The following is a 17,551-nucleotide window of genomic DNA, read 5'->3' on the forward strand; positions in this document are numbered from 1 at the left end:
TCGACCCGGCGCGGCAGCGTCACTGCTTCAGGCCTTCTTGCCATATCGAAGACCTATCAAAAAATGAAGCCGCCGCCCGGGCGTCGCACGATTTGCCCGGGCGGCAGCCCGAAAATGAGAAACTCAGGCCTTCGCGGCCTTGTTGTACGCATCGGTGATGTCCGCGGAGATACGACCACGCGCGGATACCTTGTGGCCATTACGGCGCGCCCACTCGCGAATTGCAGCACTTTGTTCGCGATCGATGGAGACCCGGCTCTTCGGGCTTCCCGCCGCCGCGACCGCAGCCTTGACACGACGCCGACCACTGACGCGGCGAGCACTCGAAACCCACTCTTCCAGCCCGTCGCGCAGCTTCGCCGCATTTGCCGTCGACAAGTCGATCTCGTACGACACACCGTCGATCGCAAACTCGATGGTCTCGTCCGCGATGGACTCACCGTCGACATCATCGATCAGGCTTACGGTGACCTTCTTTGCCATGAGATGAACGTCCTCTCGAAATCGTGCGACCCGCATACTAGGCCGATTACCCGAGGCAAGAATACCCCGAATTTCGAAAATTCCAAGACGGGGACCTTCGGTATGGAATCAGATGGTCAGCGAGTGACTGGACGCACAATTGGGAACAGTATCGTTTCGCGGATTCCCAATCCTGTCAGTGCCATCAACAACCGATCGATTCCCATACCCGTACCCGTTGTCGGAGGCATGCCGTGCTCCATCGCGGCAAGGAAGTCTTCGTCTAGGACCATCGCCTCGTCGTCACCCTGCGCGGCCAACCGCGCTTGGTCGACGAACCGCTCGCGCTGGATCACCGGATCGACCAACTCCGAATAGCCCGTTGCCAACTCGAAGCCGCGCACATAGAGGTCCCACTTCTCGGTAACTCCAGGCTTGCTCCGATGCTGTCTGGTGAGCGGTGAGGTCTCGACCGGGAAGTCGCGCACGAATGTGGGGGCGTACAACTTGTCGCCGTACTGGTGTTCCCACAGTTCTTCTACAAGTTTGCCGTGGCCATAGCCCTTGTCTTCCGGAATTTCCAGACCGACGCGATCGGCAAGTGCGCGCAATTCTGAAACCGACGTTTCGGGAGTGACCGAGACACCCAGTGCATCAGACAGTGACGGGTACATCTCGACCGTCGCCCACTCGCCGCGCAGATCATATTCGGTACCGTCCGCGAGGGTCACCACCTGCGTGCCGAACACCGCCTGCGCAACTTCCTGTACCAATTCTCGGGTCATGCGCTGCGCATCATCGTAGGTACCGTATGCCTGGTACGTTTCCAGCATCGCGAACTCCGGCGAATGCGTAGAGTCCGAACCCTCGTTGCGGAAGTTCCTGTTGATCTCGAAGACCTGCTCCAGGCCGCCGACCACGCACCTCTTGAGGAACAGTTCCGGCGCAATTCGCAGGTAGAGGTCCATATCGAGGGCATTCGAATGGGTACGGAACGGCCTGGCCGCCGCACCACCGTGCAGCGTCTGCAGCATCGGGGTCTCCACCTCGAGGAAACCACGGCGCTCCAGCGCATCGCGCATCGCACGAACGACCGCGACCCTGGTCCGCGCCATTTCCCTGGCCTCGGGGCGCACGATCAGATCGACATAGCGCTGCCGAACCCTGGACTCCTCGTTCATCTCCTTGTGCGCGACCGGCAGCGGCCGCAGCGACTTGGCCGACATTGACCAGGAATCGGCCATAACGCTCAATTCGCCGGTCCGCGACGAGATGACCTCGCCGTGCACGAAAACGAAGTCACCGAGGTCGACATCGGACTTCCAGGCCGCGAGCGCATCGGCGCCGACACCGTTCAGGCTGATCATCGCCTGCAGCTTGGTGCCGTCGCCCTCCTGCAGTGTCGCGAAACATAGCTTGCCGGTATTACGCATGAATATGACGCGGCCCGCGACACCGGCCTGCAGGCCCGTCTGCGTGTCCGGCGCCAACTCCGGATAGGCCGCCCGAATTTCGGCGAGGGTATGCGTGCGCGGCACGACCACCGGATATGCCTCACCGCCCTGGGCGAGCAGCCGCTCGCGCTTCTCCCTGCGAATCCGTATCTGCTCCGGCGCGTCATCTACTTCCGGCGCGGGAGGGCTTGATTGCTCCGCAGGAACCGAACCCGCAGAGCGACCGGACGAGGGCGTGTTCGGGGTGCTCACATCCAACAACACTAGCGGGCACCGGAAATCGTTTTGCGGGCCGCCCAGCCACTACTGCGGAGTAACGCGTCGGTACCGGTTCCCGCGCGCGACCTCGGCCGGTTTTTCGCAGGCCGAGATCGCCCGCCGGTCCCGCTGTGCCACGAAACCTACTGTGCCACGGAGTATTTCGAGATAGAACTAAATCGACGGCAATTACAGCGAGGCGAGCGAGTCGACCGCACGCGCGAAGTGCGGCGCCCGGATTCCGATGGTAAGCAGGCTCGCCGCCTTCATCGCCTGGTAGCCGCCGATCACATCGGTCGCCCGATGCAGTCCGAGTTGCTGCAACGCGGCGGCGGCGAGACTGGAGGTATAGCCCTCCGAGCAGACGATGATCCATTCCACATCGTGATCGGCGGCCAGCGCCAAACGGGCGGAACTGGTGGGATCCAATCGCCATTCCAGCACATTCCGCTCGATCACCAGGGCGCCGGGCAGCGATCCTTCGCGACCGCGCTGCGCCTGGGGTCGGATGTCCACCAGAATCGCGCCCCGTTCGAGCGCCTTCGGCAATTCGAACGCATAGATCCGGTTCAGCTGGGCCCGCGCGTTGTCGAGTACCTGATCGATGGTCAAACGGGTCATTACATATCACCTTCGGGCTGGTCGGTGAGGACAGTTCGGGTGCGCCGCAGGGTGCCGTGGCCGGTGACCTCGTAATAGGACATGGCGGTGAGCGGGGGCGAATAGGCGTGCACGCTGAGCGTCGGATCGAGGGGGCCGACGGATTCAACGGTGTTGTCGGTAACCGGACGCGGTCCGGCGGGTGCGCGCATCACGTCGTGCACCCAGCCGATCGGGAAGGAGGCTTGATCGCCCGCGGTGAGCGTGCGCCGGCGCAATTCCGTTCCGTTCCAGCGGTATTCGGAAAGGGCGCCGCTCAGCACGGTCAAGGCGCCGAGAGATCCGGCGTGGTCGTGCAATTCGGTGGATTTGCCAGGGGTCCAGCTGATCAGCCAGACATCGACCTCGTCATCGGCGAGCAGCCTGGTCGCCCAGCGCTCGTCGGACGGCCACACCCCCTCGGTCGGGAGCAGATGGTCGTAACGGCCGCTCAGCACATCCTCGGCGCCCTCGTCTGTCAGCCGAAGCAGATCGGCGGGACGCAGGCGGGTGGGTAGTGCGGGCGCGACAGCACGATCCAACGGCGGGGTGGCCGAAAAGGCGTCCCGGGCGGAAGAAAGGGAAAGAACGGAAGAACGCATGAGCGAATCTCCAGGAGATGTGTCAACGGTCGAGGGACTAAGTCAGCCTCGAACGGTCGAGGCCAGGTCAGCCTCGACAACACTCCTGGGTGCGCACGCGGAAATTCACGATTGCGAGTGTAGCAGAGCCTCGGCCGCCACCCGGATGCCCTTTCCCAGCGGTGGAAAGCCGGGGGCCATCAAACAGTTCCCTTGCGGCGCTGGTTGCGTTCGTAGACCAGTCGCAGGCCGGTCAGGGTCAGGTGCGGCTGGTGGTGATCGATTGTTTCCGACTCGGGCACGATCAGCGGCGCGCTCGCACCGGTCGCGACGATCGTCACATCGTCACCGGCAAAGGCATCGAATTCGTCGCGTATCCGATCGATCAGGCCGTCGACAAGGCCTGCGAAACCGAATATCGCGCCGGACTGAATAGCTTCCACGGTGTTCTTGCCGATCACCGAGCGCGGGCGGGCCAGCTCCACCCTGCGCAGTGCGGCGCGCTCGATCAGCGCCTCGCTGGAAATCTCCACACCCGGCGCGAGCACCCCGCCGAGGAATTCACCCTTCGCCGAAACCAGATCGACGGTGGTCGCCGTGCCGAAATCGACCACGATCGCGGCGGTGCCGTAAAGATGATGCGCGGCAAGGGTATTCACGATGCGGTCGGCGCCGATTTCCTTGGGATTGTCGACCAGCAGCGGAATTCCGGTGCGCACACCGGGTTCCACCACCACGTGCGGCACATTCTCCCAATAGCGGTGAAGCATCGTCCGGATCTCGCGCAGCACCGGCGGGACCGTCGACAGCGCAGCGACCCCGACAATTTCCGCCACCTGCGCGCCGACCAGCCCGCGTACCTGCATGGCGAACTCGTCCGCGGTCAGCAGCGGGTTGGTATGTATCCGCCAGTGCCTTGCCAGCTTGGCATGGCTGCCGCTGCCGGAGAAAAGGCCCAGCTCGATGCTGGTGTTGCGGACATCGATGGCCAGCAGCATGGCCGTCAGACGACGGTCAGTGAGCGCGGGGTGACCAGGCCGGAGCCCTCCGGCGCATGCGCCGGATCGGAGCCGAGGTCGGTCGGACGATTGCGGTCATCGACAAATACGACCTTCGGGGCGTACTCGCGGATCTCGGCCTCGTCCATCATCCCGTAGGCGATCAGGATGACGAGGTCGCCAGGGTGGACCAGATGTGCAGCGGCGCCGTTGATCCCGATCACGCCGGAACCGCGCTCGCCCGCGATCACATAGGTCTCCAACCGAGCGCCGTTGTCGATGTCGACGATGCAGACCTGCTCGCCCTCGAGCAGATCGGCGGCGTCGAGCAGATCCTGGTCGACGGTCACCGAGCCGACGTAGTGCAGGTCGGCGTGGGTCACCGTGGCACGGTGGATCTTCGACTTCATCATGGTGCGCAACATCGTCGTCGCCCTTTCCTAAATGTTGGCCTGGGCAGGCTGGGAGTCGTCCGCGGCTGCGCGCGAATCGGGAAGAGTGGGGTGGCCACCGTCTATCGGTGCGCCGAGCGCTACGGCCGTGTTGTCGATCAGCCGGGTGGCACCGACCTGGGCCGCGACCAGCAGTCGGGCATTTCCGTTGGCGGGGGCGGGACCCAGGGTCGAGGACCGCAGTTCGAGGTAGTCGACCTCGACGCCTGCCGCGGCATCGAGGACACCACGCGCCGCGGCGAGCACGGCGTCGGCGCCGAGGCCACCGGCATGCTTGCCCGCGGCCAGCGCGGCCGACAGCGCCAGCGCGGATTCACGCTGCGCCGCATCGAGATACCGGTTGCGAGAGGACAGCGCGAGACCATCGGGCTCGCGGACCGTCGGCAGCGCAACGATCTTCACGTCGAAGTTCAGATCCCGAACCAGCTGACGAATCAGCGTGAGCTGCTGGTAGTCCTTCTCACCGAAGAACGCCTCGGTCGGTTTCGCGATTTGCAGCAGCTTCGCGACCACGGTGAGCACACCCGCGAAATGCGTCGGGCGGCTCGCGCCTTCCAGCTCCGCGCCGACCGGTCCGGGGTGCACGGTGGTCCGCATGCCGTCCGGGTACATATCGGCCGGGCTCGGCGCGAACACCAATTCCACGCCCTCCCCGCGGAGCAGCTCGACATCGGCGTCCAGGGTGCGCGGGTATTTGTCCAGGTCCTCACCCGCGCCGAATTGCAAGGGATTCACGAAGATCGAGACGATCACGACCTGGTTGGTCCGCTTGGCGCGGCGCACGATCTCCAGGTGCCCCTCGTGCAGCGCACCCATCGTCGGCACCAGGCCTACGGTGCGGCCGACGCCGCGCAGCGCCTTCGAAACCGCCTGGATCACCGCGGGATCGTGGTGCACGGTCAGTTCGCCCGGCCGGAAGGTACCGCGCAATTTCGGATCCATTATCGGCGTCCTTCCAACAGTTCGATCAGGGCGGGATCGGTCTTGGCGCGCTCGGCCGTGCGCAGCGACATCGCGCGATAGCCCGCTGCCAGCCGGACATCGACCGATTCCAGCGCGGTGAGATGCGCCACAACGGCGTCCGCGTCGCCGCGCGCCACCGGGCCGGTGAGCGCGGATTGGCCGCGGCGCAAGGCATTGTCGAGGGCGGCCGAAGCCAGCGGGGCAAGCAGCCGCTCCGCCAAACCGTTCGGCTGATCGTCGACGATCTGCTGGCCGAGCAGGCCGGGCCCCGACAGCGCCGTGCGCAGCGCATCGACCGCGTCGACGATCACCGTGACGAGGTGGTTGCTGCCGTGCGCCAGCGCCGCGTGATAAAGCTGGCGGTTCTCCTCCTGGACGCGGACCGGTTCGCCGCCCATTTCGATCACCAGGGCCTGCGCGATGGCGAAGCCGACCTCGTCGGCCGCGGTGACCCCGAAGCAGGCGTTGCCGAGCCGGGCCAGGTCCTCGTCGTGTCCGGTGAAGGTCATCGCGGGATGGATGGCCAGCGGCAACGCGCCCGCCGCGGCCAGTGGGGCAAGCACGCCGACGCCATTGGCCCCCGAGGTGTGCGCCACGATCGTGCCCGGCCGCACCACGCCCGCGGACACGAGACCGCGCACCAGCCCGGCCAATTCGGTGTCGGGCACCGCGAGCAACAACAGCTCACTGCGGGCCGCCACCTGTTCAACGGGCAGGATCTCGGAATCGGGCAGCCGGGTACGCGCCCGCTGCACGGAAGCATCGGAAATCGCGGCAACGCCGAACACCACATGTCCGGCGCGCTCGAGTGCCGCACCAAGTGCCGAGCCGACACGTCCCGCCGAGACGATTCCGACCGTCAGTCGTGCGGGCGCCGGGTCGAAGCCCGCAGGCTCGTTGCCAGAACTCGAGGTCAACGTTGTCCTCTCGAAGTGCGATGGCCGGACACGCGTCCGTCCAAGCGCTTGATCCGTTCCAGTCCCGCCATGCGGGTACCGGACGTTACGTCACGAGGATATCGGCCACGGGTTTGCCGATGCCATGCGGTACCGGCGTGATTTACACCGCAGTAGGTCTACCGGCGGCCGTTTTCCTCGGATTGCAGGTTGGCCATGATCTCGGCGACCGAGAGACGGCGCGAGGAATTGCCGGAGTCCACGTCGGGGTCGACGCGGCGGCGCCTGCGAGAGCTCGGTGTGCCGACGGCCGGCGCCGAGGTGGTCGAGCGGGGCTGCGGGGTCGGCCGTGGTGCGGCGGGCTGCGGCGTCGGCTGCTGCTGCTGGATGGGCTCCGGGGTCGGGGGCTCTTCGGTGAAGGCATCGGCCCAACCGGCCGTCGCCTGCAGCGGCCCGGTGTGCCGATCGTCATCGATGTCGACGACGGTGATCTCGGCGTCGCTCAGGTCGTCGTCGGGCTCGAGCGGTACCGCGGCGGTCTCGGCGGTGACCGGTTCGTCGAAGGGACTCGCGAACATCGGCTGCTCAGGATGATCGGCGACGAACACCGGAGTGACGCTGCTGCGTGGTTGCTGAGCCGCCGCGAAACCCCAGCCGTCGGCATTCCCCGAGCTATTGTTCGCCGAGTCGCCGAGCGCACTCGGCAGCTCCTGGATCCGGGTCGCGTCGGCCCGCAGTGCGGGCCGGTCCATCGGCAGATCGCCGTCGAAGAGTCGCTGCAGGCTTTGCCGGAGCACGGTGAGTTCGGCCCGAAGCGCGGCGAGCTCGGTGGCGTCGGCGCCCACCTCCGCGCGCACCCGCGACTCGATGCCGAGCTCGTATTCGCGGCGGGCGGTGATCTCGCGCTCCAACTGGAGCTCGTAAACCGTCTGCAGGTCGCGGACCTTCGCCTTATCGATCGTGGCCTCTTTGCGGTACCGCGTCGCGGCCAAGGCGCCCACAACGGCCGCCCACAGGGCCGCAACCAGCCCGATTCGAACAAATTGCAGGCTGTCGGTGAAAACTAGGAAAACGCTGGCAACCAGACCGAGCAGAATCAAGACACCAATGAACAATTTTCCCGCATCGTCCCGCCGACGACGGGAAGTGCTGCTACGGGAGGGTGAAACCATGGACGCCAGGGTAGCTTGGATGGCGAGCCGCGCCCAGAATACGGTGCGGCTATTCCGGCGAAAATATTTGCTATGTGGTTGCTGGATCGTCTGACGGGTCATCGGGCGCACGGCAGCAATACTCGAGCCACAGGGCCGCAGCAACCAGCGCAACCCCCGCCATCATGCCGACGACCGCACTCGGACTGTCCGCCGCGGCCGCGCGCAGCGTCCCACGCTGTGGCAGCACCCAGCACAGGAAGCCCAGCCAGACACCCGCGGCGAGTGACCCGACCTGCGCGGACGCCTTGGCGAGCGCGACCGCACGGGCCGCGGTGATCGGATGTAGCTGGTGGGTGCCGTTACCGATCTCGTGGTCGTTGACACGGCTGCGGATCACGAAGGCCAGCGCAACCTCGATTGCCGCCACCGGATACAGCGACGCACCCGCGTAAACCGAGATCGGCGGGAAATTGCTGTAGGCCAGCCGGGTGGCGACCCACGCGATGACCGCGGCGATGACGACATTCGCCAGCAGATCCCAGATTCGGGTCGGCTTGAGCTTCATGACGACGCCCCCTCCGAGGGCTCGGCCGATGCCAGCGAAAACTCGGTCGGTCGCACGCCCGCGCGCTCGGCGGCGTCGAGTCCGTCGAGCAACTCGCGCACCCGCCGCGGCGTGCCGTCGACCTCGATAATCGCGTCCGGCTCCACGTCCAGCCATGGGATGAGGACGAAGGCCCGATTGTGCGCTTGTGGATGCGGCAGCGTCAGCTCCGCATCCGTACTGCGGCATGCGACGCCGTCCGCTTCGGCGCACCAGATCACATCGACGTCGAGAGTCCTTGCGCCCCAGCGCACCTCGCGCACCCGGTCGGCGGCCTGTTCCAGCTGCCAGCCGCGGTGCAGCCAGTCTCGACAGCCGAGTTCCGGATCATCAACCAGCACAATGGCATTCAGATAGTCATCCTGTTCGACCCCGCCCCACGGCGCGGTCGAATACACCGGTGACACCGCGACAACCCGTGGTCCGAAGCCCTCGACCACGCTGCGCAGATGCGCGAGCCGATCCCCCAGATTCGACCCGATCGACAGCACGGCCCTGCTCACGACTCCACCTCGCTGACGCTCGGCTCCGTCGTGCGCGAGGCGCACTGAGACATGGTTCGCTCGCTGCGCTCACTCAAGACTCCACCTCGCTGACGCTCGGCTCCGTCGTGCGCGACGCGCACTGAGACACGGTTCGCTCGCTGCGCTCACTCACGACTCCACCTCGCCACTGATCGGCGCATCGCCGTGGAGTCTCACGCCGCGTTCTCCCGGTACCGCGCGGTGACTACGCGGACGTCCGCGAAGGTATGCGGGATCGGCGCGGACGGTTTGTGCACGACCACCTCGACCGACTGAATACGCGGGTCGGTCATCACATCGTCGGCGATCTCGGAGACCACCGTCTCGATGAGATTGCGCGGCGGGCCCTTGATGATTCGCACGGCCCGTTCGGCGAGCTGGCCGTAGTCGATGGTGGCCGCGAGATCGTCCGACGCCGCGGCGACGGAGAAATCGACCGACACCGTGAGGTCGACGACGAACTCCTGCCCGTCACGGCGTTCGTGCTCGAAAACTCCGTGATGGCCGAAAGCGCGCAGGCCGCGTAGCTCGATTCGGTCGCTCATCGGTCCGCTCCTCGTGAATTCTGCCGGGCAGCGCGTTGCCAGGCGTCGGTGACGGCAATGGCATCCAAAGAGGCGCGGACGTCGTGCACCCGCACACCCCACGCGCCGTGCTGGGCGGCCAGCGCCGAAATGGTAGCGGTGGCGGTCTCGCGACCATCCGGCGGGCGCGGGCCCGCGGCATCGGCGAGCAGCGCGCCGAGGAAACGTTTGCGCGACGCACCGATGAGAATCGGCAATCCATTGCCGACCAGCTCCGGCAGTGCACCGAGCAGGGCCCAATTGTGTTCGGCGTTCTTGGCGAAGCCGAGGCCGGGATCCAGGATCAGCCGCGACGGATCGACACCCGCCGCGACGGCCAGATCCACCTGCGCGGACAGCTCCGCGAGCACCTCGGCGACGACATCGTCGTAGTGGTCAGCGGGCCCGGTGTGCCGATAGTCGGCCCCGGCCCGCCAGTGCATGAGAATCCACGGAGCATCCGCCGCCGCGACGACTTTCACCATGTCGGGATCGGATCGGCCGCCCGATACGTCGTTCACCACGGAAACTCCGGCTGCCAGTGCCGCATCGGCCACACTCGCTCGCATGGTGTCGACGCTGGTCGGCACACCCGCGGCGACCAGTCCACGAATTACGGGAACCACCCTGGCGGCCTCGGTCTCCGGATCGATCCGGATGGCGCCGGGGCGGGTCGATTCGCCACCGACATCGACGATGTCGGCACCCGACTCGAACAGTTCGACGCCGTGCGCGATGGCCAGGCCGGGGTCGAGGTATCTGCCGCCGTCGGAGAAGGAGTCACTGGTGACGTTCACGACGCCCATCACCACACAGGAACGTCCCCCGCGCGGAGTGACGCTCTCGAGACCGGACACCGCGAACTCGCTCACTTCCGCAGAATGAGATCGAGGGCCTCGGCACGCGAGGCGGCACTTGACTGCAGCAGACCGCGCACCGCGGAAGTGGTTGTGCTCGCACCGGGCTTGCGGATGCCGCGCATCGCCATGCACAGGTGCTCGGCCTCGACCACTACGATCGCGCCGCGCGGATCCAGCTTGCGCATGACGGCGTCGGCGATCTGGCTGGTCAGGCGCTCCTGCACCTGTGGGCGCTTGGCGTAGAGATCGACCAGCCTGGCCAGCTTGGACAGCCCGGTCACGCGGCCGTGCGTGCCGGGGATGTACCCGACGTGCGCGACACCGTGAAAGGACACCAGATGATGCTCGCAAGTCGAGTACATCGGTATGTCGCGCACCAGCACGAGCTCCTGATGGCCCTCGTCGAACGTGGTGTTCAGCACCGAATCCGGCTCGATATAGAGGCCGGCGAACGTCTCCCGGTAGGCGCGGGCAACGCGAGCCGGGGTGTCGATCAGGCCGGGGCGGTCGGGGTTCTCACCGACCGCCAGCAGCAACTCCCGTACCGCGGCTTCAGCGCGGGCCTGGTCGAACGGCCGGCCTGTCTCCAGCGCAATGAGTTCCGGCTTGGTCACAGCCAACTCAGAACTGTTGTGCTCACGGTTGTCCGACTGGCCGATCTCCGACTGGCCATTGTCCGACTCCGCAAGCGCGTGGCCGCCGACGTGATTCTTGGCCGACAATCGAGGACACCTCCAAAATCTCGGATGCCGGCAATTACTCGGCACCCCGATGGTCGAGCCTAATCGTCACGTGTCAGTGCCGACCGTTCGGTCCATCCCAATCGTGGTTTTCGCCCTCGTCGTTCGAGTTGCCCCGACCCGGCTCGTCGTAGCCGCCCTGGTCACCGCGGCCCGCGCCCGGCTGTGCACCGGACGGCTGGTTCCACGGCTGCTGGTAGCCGTGCCGCGCCTGCGGCTCGCCCTGACCCTGCCAACCGCCGCCGTAGCCGGGTTGCCCGGACTGCTGCTGCGGCTCGTCCCGCGGCGGCCAGCCCGGCGCCGACCAACCGGCCGGGGCGCCGTAGTCCGGCCGCGAACCGTGCGTCCCGCCGCCCTGGCGCGGGTAGGCGGCAGTCGGGGTCTGGGGTGCCGGGTAACCGGGCGCAGGCGGTGCGGGATAGCCGTACTGCGGTGGGTTCTGGTAGACGGCCTCCGGATAGCCGTTGGCCCCGGCGCCTGCGGGCACCGGCGGCACGATGGACTCCGGCGGCGGCCACGGCTCGCCACGCTCGGCGGCCAGCTCGCCCGGCGTCTTCACCGGCGGCTTGTCCGAAGGCAGCCGTTCACCGAAGTCGTTGAACGCGGTGATCCGCGGCCGCTTGTCCACCGTCGCGAGGAGCTCCTCGAGATCCTTGCGGTGCAAGGTCTCTCGCTCCAGCAACGCGGTGGCCAGCACGTCGAGTACGTCGCGGTACTCGTTGAGAATCGCCCACGCCTCGGTGTGCGCGGCCTCGATCAGGTTGCGCACCTCCTCGTCGATAGCGCCGGCGACCTCGTGCGAGTAGTCCGAACCCATGCCCATCGAGCGGCCGAGGAACGGGTCACCCTGCTCCTGGCCGTAGCGCACCGCGCCGAGGCGAGCACTCATGCCGTATTCGGTGACCATGGCTCGCGCGATCTTGGTGGCCTGGTCGATATCCGAGGACGCACCGGTGGTCGGCTCGTGGAACACCAGTTCCTCGGCCGCGCGGCCACCCATCGCCATCACCAGACGGGCGATCATCTCCGAGCGGGTCATCAGGCCCTTGTCGTCCTCGGGCACCGTCATGGCGTGACCGCCCGTGCGACCGCGGGCCAGGATGGTGACCTTGTAGACCGGCTCGATATCCGGCATCGCCCACGCGGCAAGGGTGTGGCCGCCCTCGTGGTAGGCGGTGATCTTCTTCTCGTGCTCGCTGATGATCCGGCTCTTGCGGCGCGGGCCGCCGACAACGCGGTCCACCGACTCTTCGAGCTGCACGCCGGTAATCACCGCGGCGTTCTCACGTGCGGTGAGCAGGGCAGCCTCGTTGATCACGTTCGCGAGGTCGGCGCCGGACATGCCGACGGTGCGCTTGGCCAGACCGTCCAGATCAGCCTCGGGTGCGATCGGCTTGCCCTGCGAGTGCACCCGCAGGATCGCGCGCCGACCGGCCAGGTCGGGGTTGCTGACCGGGATCTGCCGGTCGAACCGGCCAGGACGCAGCAGCGCGGGGTCGAGGATGTCGGGGCGGTTGGTCGCCGCGATCAGGATCACGCCGGTGCGGTCGCCGAAACCGTCCATCTCGACCAGCAACTGGTTGAGGGTCTGCTCACGCTCGTCGTGACCACCGCCGAGGCCCGCGCCACGCTGGCGGCCGACCGCGTCGATCTCATCGACGAAGATGATGCACGGGCTGTTCTGCTTGGCCTGCTCGAACAGATCACGCACCCGAGAGGCACCGACACCGACGAACATCTCGACGAAGTCAGAACCGGAGATGGTGAAGAACGGCACGCCCGCTTCGCCGGCAACGGCGCGGGCAAGCAGCGTCTTACCCGTGCCGGGTGGGCCGTACAGCAGCACGCCCTTCGGGATCTTGGCGCCGAGAGCCTGGTAGCGAACCGGGTTCTGCAGGAAGTCCTTGATTTCGTAGAGCTCTTCGACGGCCTCGTCGGCGCCGGCCACATCCGCGAATGTGGTCTTGGGCATGTCCTTGGACAGCTGCTTGGCCTTCGATTTACCGAAGCCCATCATGCCGCCGCGACCACCGCCCTGCATGCGGGACATCACGAAGATGAACAGGCCGAGCAGGATCACCATCGGCAGCACGAACAGCAAGATCTGGGTGAACCAGCTCTCCTGTTTGACCACGGTGTTGAAAGGTGCGCCGGATTTCTGCACGGCGTCGAATACTTGCGCGGACGCCTCACCACCGCCCGGATACTTGGCGATGATCTTGTTGGAGCTGCTGGTCGCGTCGTTGCCGTTGTTCAGCTCGATGCGCAGCTGCTGCTCGCGGTCGTCGATCTGGACGTTCTTGACGTTGCTCTTGTCGTTCAGCTGAGTCAACGCCACCGAGGTGTCGACGCTCTTCCAGCCGCGCGTGTCATTGCCGAAATAGCTGAACGCATAGATCACGAGCAAGATGCCCGAGACTATGGCCAGGGTGCGAAACACAGTCTTGCGGTTCATAGAGCGTAGGCCGGGCGGCCAGTCCTTTCCGGTTCTCCGGTGCATGCCTGCGAAGCGTCGGGGTCGGCGGTGCCAGTTCTCACCCTTCGCCCAGCCGGGGTCCGGTGGGTTCGGATGCGGACATGCCACGTTACCGCGTACGGTCTACTCGATACATCGCGCAGTTCGGCAGTTGGGGCAGTTCGACAGGTAAACGGCCGGGGAACCACGGTGGTTCCCGAAGTCTCCGGTCGGGTTACTCCAAGTGGTCACAATCATGGCATGTTCGGCCTATCGTGAGCGACGACACAACAAGAGCGCAGGGGGTATGGACATAGTCGAGCTACGGACACCCACAGCGATAGTGCGCCACGGGCGCGGGCGATTGATCGTTCTGCGACCGGGCATCGATGGCGAGCGCGTACTGGATGTGCCGGTCACGGACCTGCTGAAGGTCCGGCTGAACCGGCGCGCCGATGACGCCGTCGTGATCGAGATCTACCTTCGTTACCCCACTCCGGTGCTCACGGGCGTGCCAGCGGACCGCACTCCACTACCGGTATTGATAGCAGAACACGATGTCCCCGCAGCGACCGAGATCGTCGATCGGATCAATGATCAGATCCTGGCATCGCAGCGCATCGATGTGGCCGCCCCCGATCTGAACCCGCCAGCCCCAGCGTGGGGCAAGAATGGACCGACTCGCGCGGACGTGGATCGGGCCGTGCGCCGGATGGCACCCAAGCGCGAAGCGAAGTCGGCGATAGCCGCTCTGCATCGCTATGTCACAGCGGACGAATACGTGCTCGAGACCGCGATCGCGGTGGCGCACCCGCCCGCGGGCACCGGACCCGGGCTGCTTGCCGCGACCACCGGGCGGCTGCTGTTCATCTCCATCGGCACCGGCGCGCGGTTCGCCCACGAGCTACCCATCCCAGCCGTGCTGTGGGCCCGCACCACCGAGGGTGCCGCGGTGGCACCGGGTGAGATCGGCGCTATCCGCGGCGAGACGGGCATCGACGTGCACGACGGCAATGTCACGCTGCATTTCACCGGCGCGGATCGGGCCGACACCGAGCGGGTCACCTGTGCGGTGAACTTCGCCGTCCGGCGCGATTCCGCCGACGGTGCGGCCGGCCCGGCCGATCCCGGCGTCTCCCAGCTCTATTCCGAGTGGGAACTACTAGTCGAGCGGCATTCGCTCGGCATGGTCGACGACACACAGTTCCAGCGCTATGGGCGCGGGATCCTGCGGTCACTCCCCGACGGGAACTGACTGCAAGCCGATGCGCCGCCACGGGCTGGTCGTGCGCGTCCACAGACGCAGTAGTTCCATGCGCCGGTCGACGCCGCCGTTCTTGAGCTCGGCGAGGTCCTCGCAGGCCTGCCAGTAGGTCCAGCCGGTCAGGTAGGCATCGCCGAACTGACGCCAGTTCTGATACTTGCGCTGCGCGAGCGGCAATGCGCGCGCGAGGTAGTCCCACGCGACATCGGCATCGAGATAACCCGCGGTGAAAGCCATTCGAGCCACCGCAACCACCCTGGCCAGGTCCCATGCGTGGATATCGCTTGGCAGCGGCCGTGCGAGGTGATCGGTGAAACCGATCTTGATCGCCTGCGACCAGATGTCGTAATCGCGGACCAGCGCCTCGGGATTGTCCATGCCACGGAACGAGCCGACCTGACGTAGGAAAGCGCGGTGCCGATCGGCGCGCTCGCCGAACCGATCCCGCTCGCTCGCATTGATCGACGCCATCACCAGCGGATGCACCATCGCATACAGCGGCGCGTGCATGCCGTCGAGCAACTGTTCCATCGAGGCCTGCGCCTCGGTGCCATCGGTGATGCCCCATGCGCCGGTCAGCGTATCGATGGCGAGTTCACGGCGGTCGCCGAGCGGATGGTCGCGTTCCGGGCCGAGCAGCAGCGCGTCGTGGAAGGCATCCCATCGAGCCGAATAGAAGGCGCCCAACGCCAACGACCGCAGTTCGTCATCGGATACCGCGGCGCCGGACCAATGGTCCTCCTCCCGCTTGTCCAGCTCTTCGTAGGGGAAGGTGGTCAGAGGGGGTACACCGCGGGCAGGCATCTCCCGATTGTTCCCCATCGATCTTGAAACAACCTGTGTAATCGCCAAGCGAATCCGCGGGAGTCGGCGCCGCAGGCGCGAGTCTCGGACGCTCGGACGCGAGCCCTCGGGGCCGCGAACACGCCGCGCCGCAGGCGCGGCACATCGAACACAGCATTTTTGACCTGCCGTATCCGGTTTAAGAGGGCTAATGTGCACGCATGAGTGGAAACATCACCCTCCTGCGTGGCCTGGAACCTGCCCCTACCGAGCAGGAAATCTACGCTGCCGCACTGCAGTATGTGCGTACGGTCGGTGGCGTTTCCGGCCTGAGCACAACCACGAAAGCCGCCGTCGACAAGGCCGTCGCGGCTATTGCGGCGGCCACAACGCAACTGCTCGCGGATCTACCCGATGGCCGGGTCGCGCCGACTACCGAGCCACCATTACACCGCGCCACCCGCGACGCGGCGGAGTAACGGGCGCGGTGACAGCGGCCTGATCACTGCAACGCGTCGGCACCATAGGCGGCGACGCAGGTCAGTGCGAGTTCCAACGACAGGCTGCGCTCTTCGATCGGATGACCGAGCAGTTCCTCGATCCGCTGCATCCGGTAGCGAATCGTGTTCTTGTGCACACCTAGCAGTTTCGCCGCGGCCTCCGGGCTGCGATGGCTCTTCAGATAAGCGTGCAGTGTCTCGCGTAGGCGGGCGGCATTGGCGTCACGACCGGCCAGCACCCGCAACTCCCTGCTGACGAGCGCGCGCATCGCCGCGGCGTCGGCACCGACCAGGTAGGCGATCTCCACCTCGCGATACCCGGTGACCCGATCGGCGTCAACCAGCCCTCGCTCGGCAACCTGCCTTGCCGCGACCGCCTCACGATGGCTCTGCCGGAATCCGGCGACGTGCGTGGCGGGCACCCCGAACGCGACCCGCACGGGCGGTTCCACCAGTTCCGACGTCAGGCGCTCGAGCTGGCCAGGCGCGGCCAGTTCGGTGGCGTGCTGTTCGTCGTCGAGACCGACCCATGCCCACATCCCGCTCGCCCCCGACGGCATGCTGAGCACCCGACCGCTGCCGAGCGCGGCCGCCAGTCGCGCCGCGACCCGGTCGAGCAGTCCGCTCATCTCGCCGTCGCCGCCCGCGGGTTCGTCGGTCCACAGCACGAACGCCAGGTGCTGCTGGGCGAGCCGGTAGCCGAGCCGCAGCGAAGCTTGCTCGATATCCGGTTCGTCACCGGCCAGCAGGGCGCGCACGGTCTCCGTGCGCCGATTGAGGGCGGCGCGCATGACCCGTTCACGCTCCTCCATGTAGGTGTCGGTGAGCATCTCCACCGAGATGCTCACCCACCTGGTCGACCGCTCGAACAGGCGCAGCAGCACCGCACGCTCGATCTCCGGTGGTGGCGTCCGCTCGTCGATGGCCTCGGTCATGTACTCGAGCACCGCTTCCTGACCAACGTGATAGGTCCGCAGCAGCAGGCGCAGGTCGTAGCCGCGGCGGGCAAGCGTGCGCGCGAACGCGTGCGCCTCCTCGGGCAGCGTGAATTCGAAAGCGTCATTGGTGAGGCCGCTGAGCACCACCCTGGCGTGCGCGCGGGTGCTTGCCGCGAGGTCGCGGCGCATATCGCGATCGGCCAACTCCGGGATGCGCGCGACGATCGCGCCGTCGAGACGATCGACGACCTGTTCGAGAGTCTCGGACCGCATCGTTTCGTACACGTATTCGGCGAGCCAGTCGCGCACCACTTCGCTGCTGGGACCGACAGCACCGGAGCTGGCTCGCGAGCTTTGCGTCATGATTCCTCCGATTTGTGCTTTCGGAACAAATACCGCCGCGTCCGTTGACAAATCGGTCCAAGAAAGTCCCGCGCACTTGTGCCACGATCATAGGTCAGTG

19 protein-coding genes are annotated in these 17,551 nt (G+C 66.3%); 2 read left to right on the forward strand and 17 right to left on the reverse strand.

Features of this window, described 5'->3' with window-relative positions; translation table 11 throughout:
* Window positions 1-123 precede the first annotated feature (123 nt).
* The 15 genes from ACFQZZ_RS10185 to ftsH all read right to left on the reverse strand — a co-directional run bounded on the left by ACFQZZ_RS10185 (window position 124) and on the right by ftsH (window position 13,603).
* Window positions 124-483 carry an Lsr2 family protein gene (locus tag ACFQZZ_RS10185; RefSeq protein ID WP_378678341.1) on the reverse strand — a complete coding sequence of 120 codons (360 nt, stop codon included), beginning with the start codon at window positions 481-483 and terminating at the stop codon, window positions 124-126.
* Window positions 484-599: 116 nt separating this feature from the next.
* Window positions 600-2,066 carry a lysine--tRNA ligase gene (lysS, locus tag ACFQZZ_RS10190; protein ID WP_378678344.1) on the reverse strand — a complete coding sequence of 489 codons (1,467 nt, stop codon included), beginning with the start codon at window positions 2,064-2,066 and terminating at the stop codon, window positions 600-602.
* Window positions 2,067-2,363: 297 nt separating this feature from the next.
* On the reverse strand, window positions 2,364-2,786 hold the full coding sequence (locus tag ACFQZZ_RS10195) for a rhodanese-like domain-containing protein (protein WP_378678347.1): 423 nt from the start codon (window positions 2,784-2,786) through the stop codon (window positions 2,364-2,366).
* A gap of 8 nt (window positions 2,787-2,794) precedes the next feature.
* Window positions 2,795-3,415, reverse strand: coding sequence for a cysteine dioxygenase (locus ACFQZZ_RS10200; RefSeq protein ID WP_378677300.1), 621 nt, complete (start codon window positions 3,413-3,415; stop codon window positions 2,795-2,797).
* Between the two features lie 179 nt (window positions 3,416-3,594).
* Window positions 3,595-4,392 carry a type III pantothenate kinase gene (locus ACFQZZ_RS10205; protein ID WP_378677302.1) on the reverse strand — a complete coding sequence of 266 codons (798 nt, stop codon included), beginning with the start codon at window positions 4,390-4,392 and terminating at the stop codon, window positions 3,595-3,597.
* A gap of 5 nt (window positions 4,393-4,397) precedes the next feature.
* Window positions 4,398-4,817 (reverse strand): aspartate 1-decarboxylase, encoded by a 420-nt coding sequence (gene panD / locus ACFQZZ_RS10210; protein WP_378677305.1) that lies wholly within the window; start codon window positions 4,815-4,817, stop codon window positions 4,398-4,400.
* Window positions 4,818-4,832: 15 nt separating this feature from the next.
* Window positions 4,833-5,786, reverse strand: a complete 954-nt coding sequence (panC, locus tag ACFQZZ_RS10215; protein WP_378677308.1) for a pantoate--beta-alanine ligase — start codon at window positions 5,784-5,786, stop codon at window positions 4,833-4,835.
* Window positions 5,786-6,724, reverse strand: coding sequence for a Rossmann-like and DUF2520 domain-containing protein (locus ACFQZZ_RS10220; RefSeq protein WP_378677311.1), 939 nt, complete (start codon window positions 6,722-6,724; stop codon window positions 5,786-5,788). The genes panC and ACFQZZ_RS10220 overlap by 1 nt, the downstream gene beginning before the upstream one ends.
* A 158-nt stretch (window positions 6,725-6,882) precedes the next feature.
* Window positions 6,883-7,875, reverse strand: coding sequence for a DUF6779 domain-containing protein (locus ACFQZZ_RS10225; RefSeq protein ID WP_378677313.1), 993 nt, complete (start codon window positions 7,873-7,875; stop codon window positions 6,883-6,885).
* A 70-nt stretch (window positions 7,876-7,945) separates the two neighbouring features.
* Entirely contained in the window at window positions 7,946-8,422 is a 477-nt protein-coding gene (locus ACFQZZ_RS10230; protein ID WP_378677316.1) for a DUF3180 domain-containing protein, read from the reverse strand.
* Entirely contained in the window at window positions 8,419-8,964 is a 546-nt protein-coding gene (folK, locus tag ACFQZZ_RS10235) for a 2-amino-4-hydroxy-6-hydroxymethyldihydropteridine diphosphokinase (RefSeq protein ID WP_378677318.1), read from the reverse strand. Before folK ends, ACFQZZ_RS10230 begins: the two co-directional genes overlap by 4 nt.
* 194 nt (window positions 8,965-9,158) lie before the next feature.
* A complete protein-coding gene (gene folB, locus ACFQZZ_RS10240; protein ID WP_378677321.1) occupies window positions 9,159-9,530 on the reverse strand; it encodes a dihydroneopterin aldolase in 372 nt (123 codons plus the stop codon).
* Window positions 9,527-10,354, reverse strand: a complete 828-nt coding sequence (gene folP / locus ACFQZZ_RS10245; RefSeq protein ID WP_378678350.1) for a dihydropteroate synthase — start codon at window positions 10,352-10,354, stop codon at window positions 9,527-9,529. The genes folB and folP overlap by 4 nt, the downstream gene beginning before the upstream one ends.
* A gap of 62 nt (window positions 10,355-10,416) precedes the next feature.
* The gene (gene folE / locus ACFQZZ_RS10250; protein WP_378678353.1) at window positions 10,417-11,028 is read right to left on the reverse strand and encodes a GTP cyclohydrolase I FolE; all 612 of its coding nucleotides are present in this window, start codon (window positions 11,026-11,028) and stop codon (window positions 10,417-10,419) included.
* Between the two features lie 175 nt (window positions 11,029-11,203).
* The gene (ftsH, locus tag ACFQZZ_RS10255) at window positions 11,204-13,603 is read right to left on the reverse strand and encodes an ATP-dependent zinc metalloprotease FtsH (RefSeq protein ID WP_378677324.1); all 2,400 of its coding nucleotides are present in this window, start codon (window positions 13,601-13,603) and stop codon (window positions 11,204-11,206) included.
* A gap of 364 nt (window positions 13,604-13,967) precedes the next feature.
* On the opposite strand from ftsH, the gene ACFQZZ_RS10260 reads away from it, so the two are divergent.
* On the forward strand, window positions 13,968-14,858 hold the full coding sequence (locus tag ACFQZZ_RS10260; protein ID WP_378677327.1) for a hypothetical protein: 891 nt from the start codon (window positions 13,968-13,970) through the stop codon (window positions 14,856-14,858).
* Here ACFQZZ_RS10260 and ACFQZZ_RS10265 read toward each other — a convergent pair.
* Window positions 14,838-15,671, reverse strand: coding sequence for a DUF1266 domain-containing protein (locus ACFQZZ_RS10265; RefSeq protein ID WP_378677330.1), 834 nt, complete (start codon window positions 15,669-15,671; stop codon window positions 14,838-14,840). The two genes, ACFQZZ_RS10260 and ACFQZZ_RS10265, sit on opposite strands and share 21 nt — an antisense overlap.
* A 200-nt stretch (window positions 15,672-15,871) precedes the next feature.
* On the opposite strand from ACFQZZ_RS10265, the gene ACFQZZ_RS10270 reads away from it, so the two are divergent.
* Complete coding sequence (locus tag ACFQZZ_RS10270; RefSeq protein WP_378677333.1) at window positions 15,872-16,129, forward strand: DUF2277 family protein; 258 nt, start codon at window positions 15,872-15,874, stop codon at window positions 16,127-16,129.
* Window positions 16,130-16,152: 23 nt separating this feature from the next.
* Here ACFQZZ_RS10270 and ACFQZZ_RS10275 read toward each other — a convergent pair whose 3' ends face one another.
* Window positions 16,153-17,451 carry a PucR family transcriptional regulator gene (locus ACFQZZ_RS10275; RefSeq protein ID WP_378677336.1) on the reverse strand — a complete coding sequence of 433 codons (1,299 nt, stop codon included), beginning with the start codon at window positions 17,449-17,451 and terminating at the stop codon, window positions 16,153-16,155.
* Between the last annotated feature and the right edge of the window lie 100 nt (window positions 17,452-17,551).

The sequence above is a fragment of the Nocardia sp. GCM10030253 genome, assembly GCF_042675075.1.
Taxonomy (GTDB): domain Bacteria; phylum Actinomycetota; class Actinomycetes; order Mycobacteriales; family Mycobacteriaceae; genus Nocardia.